General features: G+C 69.2%; 15 protein-coding genes and 1 tRNA gene. 11 read left to right on the top strand and 5 right to left on the bottom strand.

The annotated features are described in order from the left end of the window. The 3 genes from VN461_00965 to VN461_00955 form a co-directional block, all read left to right on the top strand. Nucleotides 1–708 (top strand): SDR family oxidoreductase (locus tag VN461_00965; GenBank protein ID HXB53326.1); only part of this gene is annotated, 708 nt, incomplete at its 5' end. A gap of 18 nt (nt 709–726) precedes the next feature. Then, on the top strand, nt 727–1,506 hold the full coding sequence (locus VN461_00960) for an SDR family NAD(P)-dependent oxidoreductase (protein HXB53325.1): 780 nt from the start codon (nt 727–729) through the stop codon (nt 1,504–1,506). Nucleotides 1,507–1,572: 66 nt separating this feature from the next. Further along, the gene (locus VN461_00955) at nt 1,573–2,490 is read left to right on the top strand and encodes an AraC family transcriptional regulator (GenBank protein HXB53324.1); all 918 of its coding nucleotides are present in this window, start codon (nt 1,573–1,575) and stop codon (nt 2,488–2,490) included. A gap of 494 nt (nt 2,491–2,984) precedes the next feature. Here VN461_00955 and VN461_00950 read toward each other — a convergent pair. Both VN461_00950 and VN461_00945 read right to left on the bottom strand, forming a co-directional pair. Next, a tRNA-Leu gene (locus VN461_00950) sits at nt 2,985–3,061 on the bottom strand. After that, entirely contained in the window at nt 3,052–3,852 is an 801-nt protein-coding gene (locus tag VN461_00945; protein HXB53323.1) for an inositol monophosphatase family protein, read from the bottom strand. Before VN461_00945 ends, VN461_00950 begins: the two co-directional genes overlap by 10 nt. A 41-nt stretch (nt 3,853–3,893) precedes the next feature. Here VN461_00945 and VN461_00940 point away from each other — a divergent pair, with 41 nt between their 5' ends. The 5 genes from VN461_00940 to VN461_00920 all read left to right on the top strand — a co-directional run bounded on the left by VN461_00940 (nt 3,894) and on the right by VN461_00920 (nt 9,128). After that, nucleotides 3,894–5,489 carry a glycosyltransferase family 39 protein gene (locus VN461_00940; protein HXB53322.1) on the top strand — a complete coding sequence of 532 codons (1,596 nt, stop codon included), beginning with the start codon at nt 3,894–3,896 and terminating at the stop codon, nt 5,487–5,489. Between the two features lie 95 nt (nt 5,490–5,584). Continuing rightward, entirely contained in the window at nt 5,585–6,163 is a 579-nt protein-coding gene (locus tag VN461_00935) for a sigma-70 family RNA polymerase sigma factor (protein ID HXB53321.1), read from the top strand. Next, a complete protein-coding gene (locus VN461_00930; protein ID HXB53320.1) occupies nt 6,160–6,915 on the top strand; it encodes a hypothetical protein in 756 nt (251 codons plus the stop codon). The genes VN461_00935 and VN461_00930 overlap by 4 nt, the downstream gene beginning before the upstream one ends. Before the next feature lie 14 nt (nt 6,916–6,929). After that, on the top strand, nt 6,930–8,240 hold the full coding sequence (locus tag VN461_00925) for a HEAT repeat domain-containing protein (GenBank protein ID HXB53319.1): 1,311 nt from the start codon (nt 6,930–6,932) through the stop codon (nt 8,238–8,240). A 12-nt stretch (nt 8,241–8,252) separates the two neighbouring features. After that, nucleotides 8,253–9,128 carry a HEAT repeat domain-containing protein gene (locus tag VN461_00920; GenBank protein ID HXB53318.1) on the top strand — a complete coding sequence of 292 codons (876 nt, stop codon included), beginning with the start codon at nt 8,253–8,255 and terminating at the stop codon, nt 9,126–9,128. Between the two features lie 22 nt (nt 9,129–9,150). On the opposite strand, the gene VN461_00915 is transcribed toward VN461_00920, so the two are convergent. Together VN461_00915 and VN461_00910 are read right to left on the bottom strand one after the other, a co-directional pair. Continuing rightward, entirely contained in the window at nt 9,151–9,762 is a 612-nt protein-coding gene (locus tag VN461_00915) for a DUF502 domain-containing protein (GenBank protein ID HXB53317.1), read from the bottom strand. A 4-nt stretch (nt 9,763–9,766) separates the two neighbouring features. After that, nucleotides 9,767–10,192: an ATP-binding protein gene (locus VN461_00910; GenBank protein ID HXB53316.1), complete on the bottom strand. Its 426-nt coding sequence runs from the start codon at nt 10,190–10,192 to the stop codon at nt 9,767–9,769. A 154-nt stretch (nt 10,193–10,346) separates the two neighbouring features. Between VN461_00910 and aroA the strand changes: the two genes are divergently transcribed. Genes aroA through VN461_00895 form a run of 3 tightly spaced genes read left to right on the top strand, consistent with a single transcriptional unit; the run spans nt 10,347 to nt 12,890 of the window. Then, complete coding sequence (gene aroA, locus VN461_00905; protein ID HXB53315.1) at nt 10,347–11,618, top strand: 3-phosphoshikimate 1-carboxyvinyltransferase; 1,272 nt, start codon at nt 10,347–10,349, stop codon at nt 11,616–11,618. Continuing rightward, a complete protein-coding gene (locus VN461_00900; GenBank protein ID HXB53314.1) occupies nt 11,611–12,153 on the top strand; it encodes a shikimate kinase in 543 nt (180 codons plus the stop codon). The genes aroA and VN461_00900 overlap by 8 nt, the downstream gene beginning before the upstream one ends. Then, complete coding sequence (locus VN461_00895) at nt 12,150–12,890, top strand: metallophosphoesterase family protein (GenBank protein ID HXB53313.1); 741 nt, start codon at nt 12,150–12,152, stop codon at nt 12,888–12,890. Before VN461_00900 ends, VN461_00895 begins: the two co-directional genes overlap by 4 nt. Here the strand turns inward: VN461_00895 and VN461_00890 are convergent. Next, nucleotides 12,887–15,205, bottom strand: a complete 2,319-nt coding sequence (locus VN461_00890) for an IPT/TIG domain-containing protein (protein ID HXB53312.1) — start codon at nt 15,203–15,205, stop codon at nt 12,887–12,889. The two genes, VN461_00895 and VN461_00890, sit on opposite strands and share 4 nt — an antisense overlap. Between the last annotated feature and the right edge of the window lie 20 nt (nt 15,206–15,225).

Here is a 15,225-nt window from a genome sequence, read left to right as displayed (position 1 = left end):
GCTGCGGCCGACGGTGTCATCCACCTCGGGTTCGTCCATGACTTCTCACGGTTCGCGGCGAGCTGCGAGATCGATCGCCATGCCATCGAAGCGTTGGGCGCGGCCCTGGTTGGCTCGCAGAGACCGCTCGTCATCACGTCCGGCGTCGGCCTACTCCCGCAGGGGCGGCTCGCCACAGAAGAGAGCACGCCCTCGGCGTCGAACAACATGCCGCGCGTCGCTTCTGAAGAAGCAGCGCGTTCCGTTGCGGATCGCGGGGTTCGCGTGTCCGTCGTTCGCCTGCCGCCGTCGGTCCACGGCGATGGCGACCACGGCTTCGTCCCCATCTTGAGCAAGACGGCGCGCGAAAAGGGCGCTTCCGCGTACATCGGCGAAGGGAGCAACCGCTGGCCGGCGGTGCATCGGTTGGATGCGGCCCACCTGTTCCGCCTTGTATTGGAAAAGGGCGCCCCCCGCACCTACTACCACGGCGTCGCCGAGGAGGGTGTGCCGTTCCGGCGAATCGCCGAAGTCATCGGGCGGCGCCTGGAGGTACCAGTCGTGAGCACGCGCCCTGATGAGGCTGCAGCCCACTTTGGCTGGTTCGCTCACTTTGCCGCCATGGACGTTCCCGCCTCCAGCACCATGACGCAAGAGCTCTTGGGATGGCGCACGCATCAGCCGGGACTGATTGCCGACATCGACCGCGCCACGTACTTCACGGTGTGACACTGAAAGGAGACGAGTATGAAGCTGACGCGGAACACGTTTCTCATCACCGGCGGCGGCTCCGGCATCGGGCTGACGCTCGCAGAAGCTTTGGTCGAGCGCGATAACGAAGTGATCATCGCCGCGCGCTCGCTCGACAAGCTTCAGGCGGCCCAGGACAGGGGACTTCAGATCATCAAGGCTGATGTATCCGATGCCGAGAGCATCCGGTCGCTCGCAAGCGCCGTCGGCGAACAGTACCCGAGCACCAATGTGGTCGTCCACAATGCCGCCTTCTGCCAGCGCGAGGACTTGGTGGGGGGCGGTAACGCCCAGGTCCGAGACGAAACTGTGGCAACGAACCTACTAGGCCCGATGCGGTTGACAGAGGCGCTTCTGCCGCACCTTCTGAAGCAGCCCACGGCCGCCGTCCTCATCATCACGTCGGGACTCGCGTTCGTGCCTGCAGCCCTCTATCCCACCTATAGCGCTACGAAGGCCGCCCTGCACTCCTATTCGCAGAGCCTGCGCTTTCAAGTCAGGGACACTTCCGTGCGGGTGATCGAGATCGTGCCCCCGTACGTTCAAACGGAACTCGGCGGCCCCGCTCAAGCGACCGACCCTAATGCTATGCCGCTGCAGGAGTTCGTCGACGAAGCGCTGGCGATCCTGAAGGGCGCTCCTTCCGTCGCCGAGGTGCTGGTCAAGAGGGTGCACCCCCATCGTTTCGCGGCCGAGCGCGGGCAGGCTGCATACGAGGCGTTCTTTCAGCAATACAATGCTGCGGCGGCGGATCGCCTCGCTGCGTCTCGGCCATGACCTGAGCGGTCTCCCGACGGCCCGCCGCTACGCCGAAATTCCCTCGTCTCGAGATGGCCAAGAGACATGGATCAGGAGAACAGGCAGCGCTGCTCCGACCTCGCGCGGCTGCTTCATCGCTTCGCGGCCGTTGATGGGCTCCACCACGCTCCGAGTCCGGGCGTCCATTGTATCCGGTATTCCAAGAGAGACCGGCCGACCAAGAGGCAGTGGCGAGCGTGCTTGGCGATCGTCGCCCAGGGATGCAAAGAAGTCGTGGTGGGCTCTGATACGTTTGTTGCCGATGCTGGCCAGTTCACGGCCGCCCCGATCCATTTGCCCGTGATCAGCAGAATCGCGGCTGCTGCCCCCGACAGTCCTTTTCTCGCGATCCTGATCGATCTTGAACCGCGCCTCCTGAACGAAGCGGCGGCTCTCTTCGAGGCTGTCGCACGGCAAGACTTCGCCACACCAGCACGAGGGTTCTTTCGCGGAACCGCGAGCGCGGAGATGCTGGACGCGGCCGTCCGCTTGGCGACGCTCTTACAGAGCGAGGATGCGCAAGCACTGGGGCCGCTAGTGGTGAAGGAACTCCTCTACCACCTGTTGAAGGGGCCCGAAGGCCCCGCCATCCGACAGTTCGCTCGTTCAGGGACCGTAACGCACAGGATCTCTCGAGCCGTCTTTGAGATCAGATCCGACCTTGGCGATGATGTGGATGTTGCGGCGTTGGCGAAGGCGGCCCGCATGAGTCGCTCTGCATTCTTCAAACACTTCAAGGCCGTGACCTCCCTAAGCCCGATCCAATATCAGAAACGACTTCGCCTGCTGGAAGCACAACGTCTGATGGTCGATCATGGCGAGACTGCCGAGCAATCGTCTTTCCGGGTCGGGTACACTAGCGCCTCACAGTTCAGCCGAGAATACTTGCGCATGTTCGGTGAGTCCCCGTTGCGGCACGTAATCAAGCTCAAGCGGGCTGGCGTTGCTGGTCGTGAGATCTAGGGCAGAGCTTGCACGACTGGTACCACAACGGTACCACGCACGCCCTTTCCATAGGGGTACCTTTGTAAGGTGTTGTGAGATTTGGTACGCCCGATAGGGCTTGGACCTATGACCTTCGGCTCCAGAGTTGCCCGCTGGGTCCAACTCTCGGCGTTTGCGCCCAGGACCCAATTGGCTTCAGAGTTGCGCTGCACCAACATCCTAGTCACTTGGACCGGCGATAGTGCCCAGAGTGGGAGACGTGTCAACTCTCTCCTTGTGGAGAGGAGCTGCGAATGATCAAGGCGGTGCGCCGCCGCTTGGAGTGCACATCCTCCTCGGACCAAGCGAAGGCAGAGAGTCCGGGCTCAGCGATCTGGAACACCCTGGCACGTCGCAAAACATCCTGGAACAGAACATCCAGTCACAAGCGGGTGCTTGCTATCCCGGTGCGATCCCGAGACGTCTGAGGGCCTCTTTAGAGGCTCTCGGGGCTAGCTGTAACCAATTGAAGTTGGTGCTGGTGCTGGGATTCGAACCCAGACTGTGCCGATTTTAAGTCGGCTGCCTCTGCCAATTGGGCTACACCAGCGAAGCCCTCTCCGTACTCTCCTCGCGGAGTACGTCGAGCATGACTTGGTGGAGGGCGCCGTTGGTGGCCAGGACCTCGTCGGGCCCGAGCCCCAGGGGCGATCCATCGAAGCGCGAGACGCGTCCTCCCGCCTCCTCGATCAAGACCACCCCCGCCATCATGTCCCAGGGCTGCAGGCGCTCCTCCCAGAAGCCGTCCGCGCGGCCCGCGGCCACGTAGGAGAGATCAAGGGCAGCTGCGCCATCGCGGCGGATGGCGCGGGCCTCGCCCATGAAGCGATTGAAGAGCCGCAGCTTGCCCGTGAGGTCCTCGCGTAGGTCGTAGGGGAACCCGGTTATGAGCAGGCTGCGCAGCAGGTCCGAGGAGTGGGAGACGCGCAGGCGCCGCCCGTTCAGGTGGGCACCGGCGCCGCGTTCCGCCGTAAACAGCTCTTCCCTCAGCGGGTCGTAGACCGCACCCGCGACCACCCGCCCGTCTACGGTCAGGGCCACCGAGGAGCAGAAGAAGGGATAGCCGTGGGCGAAGTTGGTGGTGCCGTCGAGGGGGTCGGTGAACCAGAGGTAGCGGGAACCGCTGCGGGCGAGGAGGGTCTCCTCGGTCACGAAGTCATGGTCGGGGAAGCGCGACCGCAAGGTGTCGAGGATCGCCGTTTCGCACGCCCGGTCCACCTCCGTCACGAGATCGATCTCGCCCTTGTAGTCGATGCGGATATCCCGGCCGTAGCTCTCCTTCTGGATCGCGCCTGCCCGCAAGACCGCTTCCGTCGCCACCGCCAGATACTGCCAGCTCACGTTTGCTCCCCCTGGAGAGCCGATTGTAGGATGGCGCGGGCATGCCTCCAAACCCTCTGCAGCCCGCCGTGGGCGCCCTGTCGCCCCGTGCGATGGCGGTGCTCTTGGCCTTGAGCGCGGCCCTCCTCCTCTTCCGTCTGGGCGCGGTGCCCCTCCTGGGCCCGGATGAGCCCCGCTACGCGCGTGTGGCCGTCGAGATGCACCGCTCGGGAGACCACGTCACGCCGACGCTCCAGGGCCGACCCTGGCTCGAGAAGCCAGCCCTCTACTATTGGTTGGCGGGAGCGGCCTTCTCGCTCTTTGGCGAGACGGAGACGGCGGCCCGGCTGCCCTCGGTGGCGAGCGGCCTCCTCTTCACGTGCGCGACCGCGCTCTTTGGCGCGCGGCTCTACGGAAGCAGGGCCGGTCTCTGCGCGGGCTTCGTCCTCGCTACTTCTCTCCTGCCCTTCGCATACTCGCGGGCCGCGGCCATGGACATGCTGCTCGCGGCTACGGTGACGGTGGCCACCGGGCTTGCTGGCCTGCGCGTGCTCGGGATCGCGGGAAGGCTTGCCATCCCCACCGCCTTCGCGTTCATGGGCTTGGCCACTCTGGCTAAGGGTCCGCTCGGAGTGCTCCTACCCGGACTTGTCGTCGCCGGCTATCTCCTGGCCGCGCGCGATCGGAGCCTCTGGCGAGAGGTGCTCTCGCCCGTGGCGGTCGCGATCTTCCTTCTCGTAGCCGCGCCTTGGTACGTGCTCGTAACACTCGCCCAGGGTCGGAGCTTCCTCGAGGTGTTCCTACTGAACCAGAACCTCGAGCGGTTCACCTCCACGGTTCACCATCACCCCGGGCCCCTCCTCTACTACATCCCGGTGGTTGTGGCGGGTCTTTTCCCCTGGTCAGGCCTTGTCCTCCCCGGCCTCGCGGGCCTGCACCCCCGGCGATCGAAGGCCGACCTCTTTCTCCTCCTTTGGCTCCTGTTGCCCTTGGTCTTCTTCTCCCTCGCGGGCGCCAAGCTCCCCGGTTACATCCTGCCCTGCCTTTGCCCGCTGGCCCTGCTCATGGGCCGGGCAGCGGCCCAGTGGCTGGAGGGCAGTACAGCCGCCGACCGCTCCTGGGGGACGCCGCGGGCGGCAGGCATGCTGGGGGTCCTTCTCGGCGCCCTCTTCGCGGCCACGCCCGCGTGGCTTTTGAGGATCCGGGACCCCGACTGGGCGCTGGCCCTCCCTTGCGGACTGTGGGCCCTGATCGTCTCCTTCGGCGCCGCGCGTCGCCTTGGCCGTGACCCGGTCGGGGCCCTTCGCCTCCTGCGGGTGGGGGGCGCGGGCCTGCTCCTGCTCTTGGCCCTGGCCGCCCCGCCCGTTCTTGCGCGGCAGGAGTCCGGTCGCAAACTCCTCCTCCCCGCGATGGGCCGGGAGGTTCTGGCCTGGGGCGCCTGGCGCACGGCCTGGATGGCGGGGTACTTCTATAACGACGGCAAGGTACGGGAAGTGGGCGGGCTTAAGGAGGTGATGGAGGCCGCCGCCGGGGGGCCGGTCCTGGTGCTGGCGGGACCGGCCGAGCGGCGGCAACTCGAGGGGATCCCCTCCCTGGCCACCCATCTCTTGGCCGAGGGCGTGCGGGGCAACGTGCTCCTGCGCGTCGAACTCCGATAGTGGCGGCAACCCCTTGGCCGAGCGGGACTTCGGCGGTTGGGCGTTGTCCCGTCTCCTCCCTAACCGGTCAAAATCCCCAGCGTCTAACGTAACGGATGGGCGAAGACGACGAGGCGGTGGCCCGGGTGCGAGCCGGCGATCAAGAGGGCTTCCGCACCCTCGTGGAGCGCCACAGCCGAACGCTCTATCGCCTGGCTTATCGAATGACGGGGAACGAGCCCGATGCCGAGGACGTGGTTCAGGAGAGCTTCCTGCGGGCCTACCAGCGCCTCCACCAGTTCGAGGCACGGGCAAACTTCGGGAGCTGGCTCTACCGCATCGCCGCCAACTGCGCCTACGACGTGCTGCGCGCCCGCCGCCGTCGCGAGCGAGAAGAAGAGCCGGTACCCTCGGGCCCTGACGGGGAGGGGATCGATCTCCCAGTGCCCGCCCCCGATCCCTCGCCCGACCGCCTGGCCATGAGCGCGGAGGTGCGGCGCCGGGTGAACGCGGCCATGAGCCGAATGAGCACCCGCGAGCGTGCGGCCTTCGTCCTGCGACACTTCGAGGGCATGTCGATCCTGGAGATCGGCCGCACCCTGGACCTCGAGGAGAGCGCCACCAAACAAAGCATTCTTCGGGCGGTGCGAAAGCTCCGTGTCGTCCTCGCCCCTGCCGCGGGAGCGGCGCCATGAGCGGCATCCATCCGACCGAGGAGGACCTGATCCTCCATTCTTACGGTGAAGGCGCGGATCAGTCGGCGATCGAGGCCCACTTGGCCTCCTGCGCAGACTGTGGCCGCCGCTTCGCCGCCTGGGGAGCGACGCTGCGGACCGTCGTGGGTGAGCCCGTTCCGGACGTGGGGGCCGATTACGGAGCCCGGGTCTGGGAGCGGCTGCGGCCGCTGCTGGCCAAGAAGCCCTCCCCGCGGGCCCCGCTCTTCCGTCGGTACGCTGTCCCCCTCGCCATGGCCGCTTCCCTGGTGGCCGCCTTCCTCCTTGGGCGGAGCCTGACCCCGCGCGGAGGGCCCACGCTCCCCCTTCCGGGGCCGGCGCGCGAGCGGATCCTCCTCCTCGCGGTGGGCGACCACCTGGAGCGGTCGCGAATGGTCCTGCTGGAGCTGGTCAATGCCGACCCCAAGGCGCCGGTGGACGTCTCCGGCGAGCAGCGCTCGGTCGGGGAGCTCGTCGCCGCCAGCCGTCTCTACCGCCAGAGCGCCCGTCGCGCGGGCGATGTGGGCATGGCCAGCGTCCTCGACGACTTGGAGCGGATTCTGATCGAGGTCGCCGATGGTCCGGCCACGCTCTCCCCCTCCGAAGCCGAGGCCTTCCGGCAGCGGCTCGAGCGCCAGGGGACGCTGTTCAAGATGCAGGTGATCGGCGCGCGCGTGGGGGGTGAGAACCGGGCACCGGAGCATCGCCCCCCCGGCTTGGATGTCGACTCGTAGGGATGAGGTGTGAGATGGGTTCGATAGAGAATTGGATCTGGCCGATGCTGCTCCTGGCGCTGCTCCTGGCTGCGGGAGGGCCTGCGGCGGCGCTCCCCCACACGCCCGCCTCCACAAGCGCCATCCTGGCCGCGCCCGCCGTGGCCGCCGGCCCCGCGGATGAGACCTCCCGGGCGGAAAAAGCGGATCGGGAGCAGGAGAAGCTCGACCGCGAGGAGCAGCTGTACGAGCAGGGCACGGGGGCCCTGGACGAGGGCCAGTGGGACCGGGCCGTCGAGTCCTTCGACCGAGTGGCGAGCGCCGGGGGCCGGCGGGCCGACGCCGCCCTCTACTGGAAGGCCTACGCCCTCAACAAGAGCGGCCAGAGGCCCCCCGCCCTCGCCGCCCTGGAGGCCCTCCGGAAGGCCTACCCGCAGAGCCGCTGGCTAAAGGAGGCCCAGGCTCTGGAGTTGGAGGTGCAGCAGGGGGCCGGCCAGGCTCCCCGGCCCGAAAGCCAGCCGGACGAGGACCTGAAGCTCATGGCCCTGAACTCTCTCCTCGCCACCGACGCCGAGCGCGCGGTGCCCATGCTGGAGAAGCTCCTGGCCGGCAACCCCTCCCCCCGGCTCCGCGAGCGGGCTCTCTTCGTCCTCTGCCAGACCGGTTCTCCCAAGGCCCGGGAGGTCGTCGTTCGCATCGCCCGCGGCCAGTCGAACCTCGAGCTGCAGCGCAAGGCGATCCAGTTCCTCGGCCTCTTCGGAGGCGCGGAGAGCCGCCAGGTGCTGTCGGAGATCTACGCCTCCACCCCCGACACCCACATAAAGAGGACCATCCTCCGCGGCTTCATGGTGGCGGGGGAGAAGGGACGGCTTCTCTCCGCGGCCCGGTCGGAGGCCAGCCCGGAGCTGCGCCGGGAAGCCATCCGCCAGCTGGGGGTCATGGGAGCTCAAGCCGAGCTCTGGGAGATGTACCGCACAGACGGAGCGCCGGAGGTGAAGAAGGAAATCCTGCACGCCTTCTCGGTGGGGGGCGGCCGCGACAGACTGATGGAGGTCGCCCGCTCGGAAAAGGACCCGGGGCTGCGGCGGGAGGCCATCCGGGGCCTGGGCATCATGGGGGGGGAGAAGACCGGCGAGTTCCTCGCCTCGCTCTACGCCAGCGACAAGGACCCGGAGGTGCGCCGGCACGTCCTGCGATCACTGTTCGTCCAGGGCAACGCCAAGAGCCTGGTCGAGATCGCCAAGGCCGAAACAGACTCCGCGATGAAAAAGGAAGTCGTCTCGCTCCTTTCTCACATGGACTCCCCGGAGGCGACGAACTACCTCCTCGAGATCCTCAATAAATAGGGGAGCCTGAGCATGCGACTCGGCTTCACCCTGCTCGTCGCCCTGGAGACACTGGGTGTCCCCAACGCTCCCCAGGCGAACCTGCCCCCGGGGATCCGGAACGCCCGCCTCGAGACGCGATCGGCGGCGGCCGGGCTGGAAGGCGTTTTTCGAGGCCTGCTCTCGGGCCCGCTCCCAACGGCCTGGATCGGCTACGCGTTCCCGGCCACCGGCCGGCAGCGCCGATGCTGCTGCGGCTTCCGGGAGGACGGGGAGGACGAGAGGATGGGCTGCCCCCGCGAGGGAGGCCCGGACGCCTCCCCCTGTCAGGGGGAGAGCCCGGCGCCCGAGATCCGGGAAGCGCCGGCTCGGCTTCGCGTTTTCTTCTGGATCGACGGGGGCCGGATCCACCGCCTCCGCATGTCCGACGAAGACTGCGGCCTCGACCTGTGCGGGCAGCCCCTCGTCTGGCTGACCGATGTGAAGCCCGTCGAGAGCGTCGGGCTCCTCGCGTCGCTTCCGGGAGAAGACGCCCACCTGGCCGGGCCGGCACTCGCCGCCATCGCCTTCCACGCCGACGCCCAGGCAGTGGACGTCCTCCTGAACCTGGCCCGGAGCGCCCCGAGCACGAGCGTCCGCGGCCAGGCTCTCTTCTGGCTGGCCCACCGGGCCGGGGAGCGGGCGGTGGCCGGGATCACGCGGGCGCTCGCGGAGGATCCGGAGACGGACGTGAAGAAGAAGGCGGTTTTCGCCTTGAGCCGGCTCCCGCGGGACCGGGGGGTTCCGCTCCTCATCGAGACCGCCCGCTCGAATCGCAACCCCGCCGTACGCCGACAGGCGATGTTCTGGCTGGGCCAGTCCAACGACCCGCGGGCCCTGGCCTACTTCGAGGAAGTCCTGAAACCCTGATCCAGGCCCGGGTGCCCGGGCCTCATCGCTGCCCCACTATGGCGGGCACCGAGGCCCCCACGGAGAGGATCAGGCTCACGCCGTCCTCCAGGGACAGGTCGGTCTCGATGACGTCTTGAGCCGGCACCACCACCACGTCCCCCACATACAGGTGGTTGGTGGGGAGGTAGACGGTGCACAGGGACTGGAGGGAGCCGTCCGTCCGCTTCAGGGTGAAGCTGCCGGTCAGGAAGCCGGGGGCGGTTCGGCCGGGCAGGCGCGCAAGCACAAAGCGCCGGAAGCCCGCCATTGGCTGGGGGCCCCCGAAGCCGGTCAGGACCTTCTTGGTGGTGCCGTAAACCGCTCCCACCACGGGCACGATGTCCAGCAGCTCATCGATACCGTCCAGAAGGCGGCGCAGGGGACCGGAGGAGAAGAGGAAGCCGGTCAGGAAGACCACGGCCACGGTGATGACAAAGCCGACTCCGGGGTTCGGGCGCCCGAGGAGGGCCACGGCAAGGGGCTGGGCCAGGTCGTCCAGGTAGGAAAAGAGCCACCACAGAGCCTTGCCGGTGATGATGATCGGGATCAGGATGACGAGTCCGGCGATGAACTTGCTGCGGAGGATGGGGGGCAGGCGGGGCGGGGGCTGCATGGACTCAGAGCCGCTTGACCATCTTGACCATGGTCCCGCCCTTGGAGGGGAAGGAGTAGGACACCTCGTCCATAAAGGACCGCATAAAGAAAATGCCACGGCCCCCGGCCTTGAGCAAGTTCTCCTCGGCCAGGGGGTCGGGAACGGCGCTGGGATCGAAGCCTTTCCCGAAGTCGTGGATCTGGACCTCCAGGGCCCGGGGGTGCAGCACGAACTCCACCTCGACCCGCTTCGACGCGTCCTGCCCGTTGCCGTGCTTGATCGCGTTCACCACCGACTCGCGAACGGCCACGCTCATGTAATGCGACGCCTCCTCGCCGAAGCCGAGGAGGCCCGCGAGGTGGGAGAGGACCGTCTGGACCACATCCAACATCTCGAAACGGCTGGCGATGTCGAGCTTGACCGTCCGGGCGTCGGGCGTCTTCATCATCTAGAGGGCGGCCCGCTCTCTTGATTCCAAAGTTACCGGCGGACGGCGAGTTTGCGTCAAGCTAGCATGCGCGGGCGGACCGGTCAAGATGCGGCCCTGCCGATACTTGCGGAAAGCGTCCCCCGGCTTCCGTGCTACGATGCGCCCTCCGGGCGTGCGCATCACCACCACCCCTACTTTCCGCGGCCACTTCCGCCTCCGAGGCGATAAGTCCATCTCGCACCGCGCCGCCATCCTCGGAGCCCTGGCCGAGGGAGAGACCCGCATCGAGAACTTCTCGAGCGCGGCCGACTGTGCGGCGACGCTAAGCTGCCTGGCCGAGCTGGGCCTGGAGGTCTCTCAGCAAGGCGACGCGGTCACTCTCCGCGGCCGCGGCCCCGAGGCCTGGCGCTCCCCCGCCGCTCCGCTCGACGCCGGCAACTCCGGCTCCACCCTGCGCATGCTCGCGGGAGCCCTGGCCGGGCGACCCTTCCGCTCCGTCCTCACGGGCGACGCCTCCCTGCGGCGGCGGCCCGTGGAGCGGGTAGCCGCTCCCCTCCGGGCCATGGGGGCGGGCGCGGCCAGCACCGATGGCCGGCCCCCCCTTACCATCGAGGGCGGGCCCCTCACGGGGATCCGGTGGGAGCTGCCCGTGCCGAGCGCCCAAGTCAAGACCGCGGTCCTGCTGGCGGGCCTCCAGGCCCACGGGACCACGACCGTGATCGAGCCCATGCCCTCCCGCGACCACACCGAGCGGCTGCTTCCTGCCTTCGGGGCGGGGGTCGAACGCTCGGGGCTGGCCGTCTCGGTCGTAGGCGGAACGCGCTTGCGAGCAGCCACCCTGACCGTCCCCGGGGACGTGTCGAGCGCGGCCTTCCTGATCGTGGCCGCGCTGATCCGGCCCCGCTCGGAGGTGCGGATTGAGGGCATCTCCCTGAATCCCGGCCGCACCGGGTTCCTCGACGTGCTCAAGGCCATGGGGGCCCGCATCGATACCGGCCTCACCGAGGCGGAGCCAGAGCCCGTGGGCTGGATCGTGGCCGCGTCTTCCCGACTCCACGGAACCGTGGTCCCCCCCGAGGCCGTGCCCGGGCTGATCGACGAGGTGCCGGCCCTGGCCGTGGCGGCGGCGCATGCGGAGGGCACCTTCGCCGTATCCGGCGCGGCCGAGCTGCGGGTGAAGGAGAGCGACCGGATCGCGGCCCTGGCGGAGGGGCTCGCCCGGATGGGGGCCCGGGTGGAGGAGCGCCCGGACGGCCTCGTCATCCAGGGGGGGGGCCCGCTGCGGGGGTCCACGGTCAGCGCCCACGACGACCACCGGATCGCCATGGCCCTCTCCGTGGCCGCCCTTGCCGCAGAGGGCGAGACCGAGATCGAGAACGCGGAGTGCGCGTCGGTGTCCTTCCCCGACTTCTTCGATCTCCTGGAGGAGGGCCGTCGTGGTTGACGAGCCTGCCCGGATCGTGCTCGTGGGCTTCATGGGGGCGGGCAAGACCACGGTGGGCGAGCGCCTGGCCCGGATCCTGGGCTGGGGGTTCCTCGACACCGACCAGCGGATAGAAGGCGACACCGGCCTCAAGGTGGCGGAGATCTTTCGCGAGAGGGGGGAGGCCTGGTTCCGGGACCAGGAACGCCGGGTGGCCCGGGAGGGGGCGGCCCTGCGACGGCACGTGATCGCGGCCGGAGGGGGGGCCTTCGCGGAGCCGGAGACGCGGGCCCTGCTGCGGGCGGGAGCGGTCACGGTCTGGCTGCGCTGCGACCTGGAGACGATCCTGGCCCGGGTCCAGGGGGACCCCGGCCGTCCCCGGGCGGGAAATCGTGCCATAATGCAGGCCTTGCTGGCCCAGCGGGAACCCTCCTACCAACTGGCCAACGTCACAGTGGCGGCCGACGGGGGGACTCCCGACGAAGTGGCGGACCGGATTCGGCAAGCCGTCTTTCGGGAGGGGAAGCCGGGAAGCCAGAGGACGACGGATCGATGAGGTATCTGATCCTCTCCGACATCCACGCCAACCGGGAAGCCCTGTCTGCGGTCCTGGCCTTCGTGCGTCGCAAGCCCTGGGACAAGGTGGTCTTCCTGGGCGACCTCGTGGGCTACGGGGCCAACCCCAACCAGACCGTCGACATGGTGCGGGCCCTCCGGCCGCTGGTGGCCATCCGCGGCAACCACGACAAGGTCTGTTCCGGCATCGAGGACGGCGAGCTCTTCAACCGGGTGGCCCTCCAGGCCGCGATGTGGACGCGGGGGAAGCTGACCCCCTCCAACCTGAAGTGGCTCCGCTCCCTACCCGAGGGGCCGATGGTGGTGGACGGAGCCTTTGCCGTCTCCCACGGCACGCCCATCGACGAAGATGCCTATATCTTCGGCGAGATCGAGGCCCTGAACGTGTTCCGCCAGACCAACTTCCCCGTCTGCTTCTTCGGCCATTCGCACTTCCCGGTGATCTTCGGCCTCTCCCCCGATGCCATCACCACCGTCCTGACCGTGGCCCCGTCCTTCCGTTTCCGGCTGCGGCCGGGCGCCCGCTACCTCATCAACCCCGGCTCCATCGGCCAGCCGCGGGACGGGAACCCGCTCGCCTCCTTCGCGATGTACGACAGCGACTCGCAGGCGGTGACCATCCACCGCATCCCCTACCGGGTGGAGCAGGCCCAGGAGCGGATCTTGAGGGCGGGGCTCCCTCGCCCGCTCGCGGACCGCCTGGCCCTCGGGCGCTAGGGCGCGTACTTCAGCACGAAACGGCCCAGGGCCGGCCCCGTGGCCGAGGCGTGCAGGGTTCCACTCAAGGAGCTCCCCTCCAGCCGCCCCACGAACGTGCGGGGGGAAGTCCCCGAGGGCAGCCGGAAGCGCAGCATGCCCTTCTGGAAGGAAATTTCCTTCAGGGGCACGTCCATGGCCACCCCCCCCGTCCTTGTGGTGAGGGAGCCCATCACCTGCGACCCCTCCAGGCGAAACCGGACGATGATGCTCTTGCTGCCCGACTCCTCCGTCATCTCCCCCTCCCAGGTCCCCTCCACCGCCGCCGCCTCCACCGTCTGTCCCTCCGGGGGAACGAGGAGGGCCAACTCGCGGAGGCGACGGGCCAGGTCGGGGGACAGGGTCAGCACGCGCTCGCTGGGCACGCTGACACCCGGCCGCCAACCCAGGGCGACCCCCAAGTCGGAGAGCGCGCCGCCGCGGGGCGACCCCGCCAGGAGGCGCATGGGCCGCTCGTTCAGGACGAAGAGCGTGAGGTAGTCGTTGAGGAGGGCGGCCCAGAAGCTCGCCAGAACCCGGAGGCTGGGGACTGCGGTTTTCGTCCCCAGGCCAGGGGGGGCGGAATAGGCGGCCGCGTCCTCCGCGGTGGCCCTCACCAGGAAACCTTGCCCTCCCACCACGCCCACCCCGGGGACCGGCTGGTCCCTCGCCTCCAGGGCGGCCGGCCGGCCCGCCCGGAGCGCATCGGCCACCTCGGTGAGGGCCGCGGACACGCGCAGGGCCCGCTCCGGCACCGAGGGGGCGTCGTCTGCGGAAGCAAGGAGCAGCAAGGGGCCGACCTCGGTGGCCACGAAAGCCCGCCCCCGACCGCCCTCCGCCCCCACCGCGGTCGCGAAGAAGCGGAGGACGAATGCGCCCGGGGAACGCTGGACGGTGAAGACGGCGCGGTTGGTGGACACCCGCCCCCCCATCCCCACCACGACTGGGGCCTCGGCCTGCGCTTGGGAGCCGCCGGCCGCGGGCGCCACCACCCGCAGCTCGTGCGGCGAGGCCGTGACCACGAGGGCCGCCACTCCCCCGATGGTCACGGCGTTGGCCGCAGGGTCGGGGGCAAAGCCGCGGCCTTTCAGGGTCACGAGGTCGCCCACTCCCCCCCGCAGCGGGGAGACCTCGAGGACATAAGGAAGGTGGCCCAAGAGGAGGTCCACCGGCCGGGCGGTGGCGTTACCGACGCGGACGATGACAGGGGCGGGCACGCCCGGCTCCACCGGGATGTCCGGCACCTTGAAGCGCAACCGGGCTGGAGCCGCCTCCAGCACCTGGGCGCTCTTGCCCGCGACGTTCACCAGGGCGGGACCCTCCGCAAAGCCCTGACCGCGGGCGGTGACCTCCTCCCCCGGCAGGGCCGCTTCGGGCTCGAAGGAGGTCACCTGCAGCGGCGTGCGGACCCGCACGGAGAGGGGGTCCGAGCGGCCGTGCGGGGTCTCCACCGCAATCAGTACCGAACCCACCGCGGGCACGAGGGGTACCACCACCGTCACCGTGGAGTCGGTGGCCGAGGTGGCGGGCGCGGTCTGGTCGCCGAACCAGACCGTGTCCCGGGAGGGGTCGGGATCGAATCGCTTGCCGGAGATGGTGAGGGCCTGACCGGCCTCCACCAGCCCGGGCTGGGTGCCCGACAGCACCGGCGCCCCGAAGAGCAGGCGGGAGGCCAGGAGGACCAGGCCCAGCCCCACGGCCAGAGCACCGACCGCCACCCCAATGACGACCGGGTTCAGGCTCAGCCCGGCCAGGTTCAGGCGCGCCAGCATCGGTGTCAGATCGACCCGCTCGGGCCCCCAGCGCTTGGGCGGGAGGGTGTCTCGGGCAGGGGGGGGAACGGCGCGGGCGGGGACCTCGTCCGCGCGCGCTGGACCGTGGACGGGGTCGAAGGAGGACGGGGGAGCGGTGGCCCGCTCGCGGGAGGGGGGGCGGGTGGGGGCCGCGGAAGGCGCCACGGGGGAGGGGGGCGGCGGCGCCACGAGGACGCTCCCGGGGGGGATTCGGACCAACAGCCGGGGCACCTGCGCTCGGTTCTTGGCGTCCGCGGGCACGAACGAGACCCGATCCCCGTCCAAGAGCATGGCGGTCTCGACCTGTTCGCCGTTGACGAAGGTTCCGGTGCTGCTCCCGTTGTCCGTGATCGAGATGCCGCTGTCGTCCCAGTCGACGCGCGCATGGGCGGCGCCGACCTCGGGCGCGTCCAGCCGCAGCTGGGCCAGGCGGCCGGAGCCGACGAGGATTCCGGTGCCCTTGCTGAGGGGGAAGACCGACCCATCGGCCGGGCCGCCCGTCACGATCAGGGAGGGGACGGCCG

The organism is Vicinamibacteria bacterium, from assembly GCA_035570235.1.
Classification (GTDB): Bacteria; Acidobacteriota; Vicinamibacteria; order Fen-336; family Fen-336; genus DATMML01.
The sequence above is the reverse complement of the archived record's forward strand: the minus strand, read 5'-3'. Positions and strand labels throughout refer to the sequence as shown.

Coding starts and splice junctions, on each gene's coding strand:
- VN461_00925 (HXB53319.1), top strand. CDS start 6,930: ATGGGTTCGATAGAGAATTGGATCTGGCCGATGCTGCTCCTGGCGCTG.
- VN461_00940 (HXB53322.1), top strand. CDS start 3,894: ATGCCTCCAAACCCTCTGCAGCCCGCCGTGGGCGCCCTGTCGCCCCGT.
- VN461_00915 (HXB53317.1), bottom strand. CDS start 9,762: ATGCAGCCCCCGCCCCGCCTGCCCCCCATCCTCCGCAGCAAGTTCATC.
- VN461_00930 (HXB53320.1), top strand. CDS start 6,160: ATGAGCGGCATCCATCCGACCGAGGAGGACCTGATCCTCCATTCTTAC.
- VN461_00910 (HXB53316.1), bottom strand. CDS start 10,192: ATGATGAAGACGCCCGACGCCCGGACGGTCAAGCTCGACATCGCCAGC.
- VN461_00955 (HXB53324.1), top strand. CDS start 1,573: ATGGATCAGGAGAACAGGCAGCGCTGCTCCGACCTCGCGCGGCTGCTT.
- VN461_00920 (HXB53318.1), top strand. CDS start 8,253: ATGCGACTCGGCTTCACCCTGCTCGTCGCCCTGGAGACACTGGGTGTC.
- VN461_00895 (HXB53313.1), top strand. CDS start 12,150: ATGAGGTATCTGATCCTCTCCGACATCCACGCCAACCGGGAAGCCCTG.
- VN461_00935 (HXB53321.1), top strand. CDS start 5,585: ATGGGCGAAGACGACGAGGCGGTGGCCCGGGTGCGAGCCGGCGATCAA.
- VN461_00960 (HXB53325.1), top strand. CDS start 727: ATGAAGCTGACGCGGAACACGTTTCTCATCACCGGCGGCGGCTCCGGC.